This window comes from Carboxydothermus islandicus (genome assembly GCF_001950325.1).
Classification (GTDB): domain Bacteria; phylum Bacillota; class Z-2901; order Carboxydothermales; family Carboxydothermaceae; genus Carboxydothermus; species Carboxydothermus islandicus.
Map to the genome: position 1 here is coordinate 1 of NZ_BDJL01000042.1, position 6,938 is coordinate 6,938.

The 6,938-nt window shown below is 40.5% G+C and carries 7 protein-coding genes; all 7 read right to left on the bottom strand.

Going from position 1 to position 6,938, the window contains the following annotated elements:
- A partial coding sequence (locus tag ciss_RS07540; RefSeq protein WP_439951259.1) for an electron transfer flavoprotein subunit beta/FixA family protein occupies positions 1–408 on the bottom strand: 408 nt, incomplete at its 3' end.
- Between the two features lie 28 nt (positions 409–436).
- On the bottom strand, positions 437–1,735 hold the full coding sequence (locus tag ciss_RS07545; RefSeq protein WP_075865672.1) for an acetyl-CoA hydrolase/transferase family protein: 1,299 nt from the start codon (positions 1,733–1,735) through the stop codon (positions 437–439).
- Between the two features lie 45 nt (positions 1,736–1,780).
- Complete coding sequence (locus tag ciss_RS07550) at positions 1,781–2,926, bottom strand: acyl-CoA dehydrogenase (RefSeq protein WP_075865673.1); 1,146 nt, start codon at positions 2,924–2,926, stop codon at positions 1,781–1,783.
- A 148-nt stretch (positions 2,927–3,074) separates the two neighbouring features.
- Positions 3,075–4,160 (bottom strand): 6-phosphofructokinase, encoded by a 1,086-nt coding sequence (locus ciss_RS07555; RefSeq protein WP_075865674.1) that lies wholly within the window; start codon positions 4,158–4,160, stop codon positions 3,075–3,077.
- A gap of 23 nt (positions 4,161–4,183) precedes the next feature.
- Positions 4,184–4,354, bottom strand: coding sequence for a hypothetical protein (locus ciss_RS13325; protein ID WP_166504002.1), 171 nt, complete (start codon positions 4,352–4,354; stop codon positions 4,184–4,186).
- Between the two features lie 14 nt (positions 4,355–4,368).
- A complete protein-coding gene (locus ciss_RS07560; RefSeq protein ID WP_077177506.1) occupies positions 4,369–6,009 on the bottom strand; it encodes an ABC-ATPase domain-containing protein in 1,641 nt (546 codons plus the stop codon).
- Between the two features lie 9 nt (positions 6,010–6,018).
- Positions 6,019–6,938 (bottom strand): D-alanine--D-alanine ligase (locus tag ciss_RS07565; protein WP_075865676.1); only part of this gene is annotated, 920 nt, incomplete at its 5' end.

A 6,938-nucleotide genomic window follows, 5' to 3' on the forward strand; every position in this document is an offset into this window, starting at 1 on the left:
TAAACCTAAAATCTCGGCTACCCGCACCCCCACCTGGGCGGAACTGTCGTCAATGGCCCGCCAGCCGGCTAAGATAAGGTCGTATTCCATTTGCTGCAGCACTTTCGCCAGTACTTCGGCTACCACGCTTTCATCTAACTGCAAGCCGTCGGTTTTGACCAGTACCGCCCGGTCGGCTCCCATGGCCAAGGCCTGCCGTAACGCTTCCTGGGCCCTATCACTCCCCGCCGATACTACCACTACCTCCCCCTGCCCAAGTTTTTCCTTGATCCTCAGGGCTTCTTCTACCGCAAATTCGTCGTAGGGGTTAATGATTAAAGTAACCCCGCTGTCGTCAATTTTCCCATCCTTTAGCACTATCTTGGCTTCGGTGTCAAAGGTTTGCTTTAAAAGGACTACTAATTTCATAAAGTTAAATCCCCCCTGAAAAAATTAATTACAATATATTTAACTTTTTTGCTTGAAACTTAAGTTCATCTCTGAAATCGGGATGGGCTATGTTTATTAGTGCTTTAGCTCTTTCCCGGTAAGTCTTACCTCTCAGTTTAGCAACCCCAAATTCCGTTACAACATAATCAACATCATTTTTGGAATTGGTGACTATAGCTCCCGGTTTTAATGTGGGAACAATTTTGGAAATCTGTCCGTCTTTTGCCGTAGAATGCAATGCAATTATTCCTTTACCCCCGGGAGAATACAAAACCCCCCGGGCAAAGTCTGCCTGACCGCCGCTACCGCTGTAAATTTTTGTGCCGATGCTTTCCGAAGCACACTGTCCCCACAAATCGACTTCAATGGTGGTATTTATCGAAACCATTTTTTTGTTTTGACCAATCACCCAAGGGTTATTGGTATAAGAAACGGGGTGCATTTCCACCATTGGGTTGTTATTTAAAAACTTATAAAGTTTTTTGGAACCAAAGGCAAAGGTGCCAATAATTTTATAGGGATGAAGTGTTTTAGCCCGTCCTGTAACCACACCTGCCTCTACCAAATCAACCATGCTGTCGGTAATCATTTCGGTATGAATACCCAAGTCGCGTTTGTTTAATAAAAATTTCGCAACTGCGTTGGGTATGGCACCAATTCCCAACTGCAGAGTGGACTCATCTTCCACCAGTTCAGCAATAAACTCACCTATCCGGTAATCTTCCGGTTTGAGCTCTTCCGAAGGAAGTTCAGGAAGCTCTCGCTGGCTTTCAATTAAAAAATCTATTTCGGAAATATGCACTATTCCTTGTCCCAAAGTCCTTGGCATATTGGGATTTACTTCAACTATTACTCTTTTGGCTTTTTTAAGGGCGGCCAGCGAATAATCCACCGATGTTCCCAGGCTAAAAAAACCATGTTCATCCATGGGCGAAACCGTGGTCATAAAAACATCGACATCCAAATAATCCTGAATTATTCTGGGAACATCATGAAAGTGACAGGGAAATGCCTCGGCATATCCCTGATGGATTAACTCCCGGACCGGTTTGCCAGCGAAAAACGATATGTGTTTTATGTTATCGCTTAGCTCTGGTTTTAAGTAAGATGGAGAATGGACGGGCAGTATTTGGTAAACTTTAACTCCTTTTAATTCCAAAGCTTTTTTGCCTAAACCTTCCAAAAGAAGTAATGGTTCTGCTGCCCCAAGGGAAACCACAATATTATCGTTATCTTTTATCAAAGAAAGGGCGTGGTCCACATCTACCAATTTTTTTTGGTATTCTGCTGAAGGTGTTGCTGGCATTAGGCTCCTCCTCTGCTTTAATCTTATACAGGATTATTATACCAATTAAAACTCCTTTAAGATATACGAAGAAATGACTATTCTTTGCACTTCACTGGTACCTTCATAAATTTCGGTGATTTTAGCATCTCTCATCATTCGTTCTACGGGATATTCACGGGTATAACCGTAGCCTCCAAAAATTTGCACGGCTTTAGTAGTTACTTCCATTGCCGTTTCCGAAGCAAAAAGTTTGGCCATTGCCGCTGCTTTACCATAGGGTAAATTGTTTGATTCAAGCCAGGCAGCATGATAAACTAAGAGCCTTGCTGCTTGTATTTTAGTAGCCATGTCTGCTAACATAAAGCTTATTCCCTGAAATTCAGCTATGGGCTTACCAAACTGGGTTCTTTCCTTGGCATATTTTACTGCAGCTTCGTAAGCTCCCTGGGCTATACCTACCGCCTGAGCAGCGATACCAATGCGTCCTCCATCTAAAGTAGATAGGGCAATTTTAAATCCCTGACCTTCCTCCCCTAAAAGATTTTCTTTGGGAATTCTGCAGTTTTCAAATACTAACTCCACCGTTGGAGAGGAACGAATGCCTAACTTCTTTTCTTTCTTACCAAAAGAAAAGCCCGGGGTCCCTTTTTCAACAATAAAAGCGGAAATTCCTTTGTGTCCTTTAGATTTATCAACGGTAGCAAAAACCACGTAAATTTCAGCTTCCCCACCATTGGTTATGAAAATTTTTGACCCGTTTAAAACATAATAATCGCCATCACGAACGGCGGTGGTTTTTAAAGAACCGGCATCACTACCGGCAGAAGGCTCGGTGAGACCAAAAGCACCAAGTTTTTCGCCCAAAGCCAGCGGTTTTAAGTATTTTTCCTTTTGTTCGTCCGTCCCGTATTTAAAAATAGGGAAACTACCCAAAGAGACATGAGCGGATAATGTTACTCCCGTGGAAGCACAAACCCGTGAAAGTTCTTCCACAGCAATGGCATAAGCGATGTAATCCATGCCGGCCCCACCGTATTCTTCCGGCCAGGGAATGCCTGTTAAGCCTAATTCGGCCATTTTATTAAAAATTTCCCGATCAAACCTTTCCTCTTCATCCCTTTCAGCCGCTGAAGGTGCAACTTCTTTTTCGGCAAAATCTCTTACCGTTTGCCGTAATAATTCGTGTTCTTCCGATAACCGAAAATCCACAATAACCCCCTCCTTAAAATATTAATTTTCTTGCAATTAAAAGTTTTAGCAAAATTAATGCCATTTTAAAACCAATTAAATTAAGAAAAAATTAATTAACTATCGTAGACAATTGTTTACATATTGTAAACATACATTTACATATCAATCATTCATCTCCAAAACTTATCCCTATTGCTTTAGCGGTTACAATTAATTCTGAATCAACGGGGACTAATTTTAATTTTTTTATTCCTTCACTTAAAGGCACCGTAGTTACCCTGCCCCCTAAAAGGGCAACCATGACATTATAATTACCCTGAAGCCATGTATTTACTGCAGCAACCCCAAAGCGTGTCGCCAGGATACGGTCAAAGGGTGTAGGACCTCCACCCCTTTGCAGGTGACCTAATACCGTTACCCTGCTTTCTAAACCCGTACAGCGGCTTAAATGATCAGCTACTACCTGGCCAATTCCCCCCAAACGGGCCGGATCGGTACTTTCCTTGACATATCTTGCAATTACCCTTTCCCCACCTTCGGGATAGGCTCCCTCAGCAACCACCACGATGGAAAAATGCTTTCCTTCGGCTTTTCTTTGCTGAATTTTTCGGCAAACGGCATCCCAGTTAAAGGGAATCTCGGGAATCAAAATAACGTCTGCACCTCCGGCCAGTCCCGAATATAAGGCAATCCAGCCGGCATATCGTCCCATAACCTCTAAAACCATGATCCGGTGGTGGGATTCAGCAGTAGTGTGAAGCATATCAAGAGCTTTGGTTGCGGTCCTTACCGCACTGTCAAAGCCAAAGGTAAAATCGGTGGCATCCAGGTCATTATCTATAGTTTTTGGGATTCCTATAACTTTTACACCCTTTTGGGAAAGTTCATGGGCAATAGAAAGAGAACCATCACCCCCAATGACAAATAACACCTCAATATTGTTTTTGTGTAAATTTTCGATTACAGTATCGCTAACATCGTGAAATTCTAAGGTGCCGTTAACAGATATGGGGAATTTAAAAGGATTATCCCGGTTGGAAGTGCCCAGAATCGTTCCGCCTTTAGGGAGTAAACCTACCACGTCTTTCGTTGTCAGTGGCACCCTTCGGTTTTCAATTGCCCCGCGAAAACCGTCTAAAAAACCGATTATTTTCTCTTCGGGAAGCTTTTGTTGAAGAGTTTTCACTAAAGCCCGAATTACTGCATTTAAGCCCGGGCAATCACCGCCACCGGTTAAAATACCCACTGCCATTTTGTATCCCTCCTTCTTTATAATTAACCTATGGGTTTTACCGGTTTACTGCTATCCTCTGCTTCCTTCTTTAACTTTTTTTTGCAGAGTTCGCAGATTTGCAAATTTGAAGGCTTAACCACCAGGTCATCGTCTTCATCGACAATTAAATCGATGGTAAATTTTTTCCCGCAAATTATACACATGAACTCCATCTTTTTCACTCTCCTTAATATGTAATAAAAATATCGGGAATTCTATTTATAATAAAAGCCATTTCTTGCCATCTTGGAAGAGCCAAATTTGGCTCTACCCCAACTATTTTAAAACCCTGGGAGTTAATTTCCTGCCAAAAGCTATAAACTATATCTTTCAATTCTCCGGTTATCTTCTTTTCGCTTAAAAACATAATAAATTTTGCTAAAAAGTTAGCTTGTCCGTAATCACAAAGCTGTTCGAGATAGCGAAGGTTTATGTATAAATCTTTATCTAAATAAAGGGTAAACTGGTCTTTGGCCTTAATTTTGGTAAAGAATTTATTCCATTTTTTAATTTTTCGCGATTTAACGGAAAGATTTATGTTCGTAATATTTGATTCAAAACCGGTAATGGAGTGAACCTTGTCGGTTACATCGTGTGGTATATATTCTTCCATTAAAATTACGTGATCGGCGATTTTAAGATAATCCGAAAGACTGCCAACTACTATAATTGAAGAAACACCTAAATCCTTATAAAGATTTCTACACATTTTTAAGAACGGCGTGATGGGTTCTTTAACGACTAATTTTTCCATAAGCTTGTCTCTTAAAAGAAAATTGGTTGCGCTAACATCCTCATCAAATAATAATACTTTAGCTCCCACTTCAATGGCTTCCATTACATTAGCAGCTTGGGAAGTACTTCCGCTGGCATTTAAGGTTGAAAAACATTTAGTATCTATCCCCTGGGGAAGGTTGTTGATAAAGGGGGAAATATCTACGTTATTAATTATCCTGCCGTCTTCTGCCCTAACTTTTACTGCAGTATTATCGGTGATGACAAATTCCCTGCCGTCGCCAAGACGGTGGTTATATATACCTTTTTCCAGTGCTTTTAAAAGGGTTGATTTGCCATGAAAACCGCCACCAATTATTACCGTAACACCTTTTGGAATAGCCATGCCCGAAATTGATCCGGAATTAGGTAAATCTACGGTAACGCTTAAGCTTTCCGGAGATTTAAAGGGGACAGCGTTTTTTAATAGTTTTTCCGATTGCCCGGAAGCCCGGGGAAGGATAGCTCCATTGGCAATAAAGGCTATATAACCTTTTTCTTTAAGAAAGGAACGAAGGTATTCCTGATCTATGAAAAGATTTATTTGTTTTCTAAGGTTGTCTTCATAAGCAGGTTTAAATATCACATAATTTTCCACGATATCTTTGAGAGCGTAAAGCATTTTGGTTAAAGCTTCACCATTTATTTTTCTGCCATTAGCAGGTAAACCGAAATAAAAATTTAATTCGATAGCAGTTCCATCAAGGTTAAAACTTGCTCGTTTTAAAAGCTGCTGGCCGTTGGTATTAACGAAGATTACTCCGCTATTTCCCGAACCATGGATTTTGGGTAACTGGGATAATCCTTTAGCGAAGCGTTCGAGAATAAAATCGCCCAACGGAACTTCGAGTTCTTTTTTTAAATACTGTTTCGGGTATTTGTGCTGTTCTTCTTTTAAAGTTATTCTTACAATACTTGGGGGTGCAAAGGGATCTCCTTGAATTTTAAGAAAACTTAACGAGAATTGCGGAAAAGTGTAACTGCCTTTAAGGCGAGAATAAGCTTTATAGCCGAGCCTGTCAATTTCCGAGATTATTTTAAATAATTTGTTCATACTAATTCGTTATTTATGCCTCCCCTCTAATCCGAGCATAAGTATTTTTTCCACCAGGTCCTCAAAGGTTATACCCTGAGCTTTTGCCGCGTCGGGAAATAAACTGGTGGCGGTCATTCCCGGAATGGTATTTACTTCCAGGACATAGGCTTCATTTTTTCTTACATCAATCATAAAATCCACTCGCGCAAAACCGCGACAACCTAAAGCTTTGTACGTTTTTCGGGCAAATTCAGTAACTTTTTGACTTAATTCCGGAGATATTCTTGGTGGTATGATATGTTCACTTAATCCAGGAGTATATTTTGCTTCATAATCGTAAAAACGAGTCTTGCTAACGATCTCAATTAAGGGTAAAACAATGGGATTAGAGTTGCCCAATACCGAAGCGGTAACTTCTACCCCTTCAATAAATTCTTCAACTAGAAGTTGTTTATCTATTTCTAAAACTTTTTTAATAGCTTTCGGTAGCTCTTGCTCACTAAAAACAAACTCAATGCCAATAGTTGAACCTTCCCGGGGAGCTTTTATGACCACGGGAAGTTTCAATCTTTGCAGTATTTCAGAACTGATAGCTTCAAGATTGGGGTTTTCGTCAAAGTTAAAAGAAATATAGTCAGGTGTCGGAATTCCCTCGGCTTTTAAAATTTTCTTTGTCATTATTTTATCAATTGCTAAACTGCTGGCAAGTATTCCAGAGCCAGTATAGGGGATATCCATAATTTCAAGTAGCCCCTGGATGGCTCCGTCTTCCCCATACTTCCCGTGAAGGGCAATAAAGGCAAAATCGATATTTTCCTTTTTTAAAGTTTCGGCAATATTTCTATCCATATCAATTTTTACAACGTTATATCCCTTTTTTAATAAAGCTCTAAAAATTGCGTCGCCGGTACGCAAAGAAACCTCTCTTTCGGAAGAAAGCCCGCCAC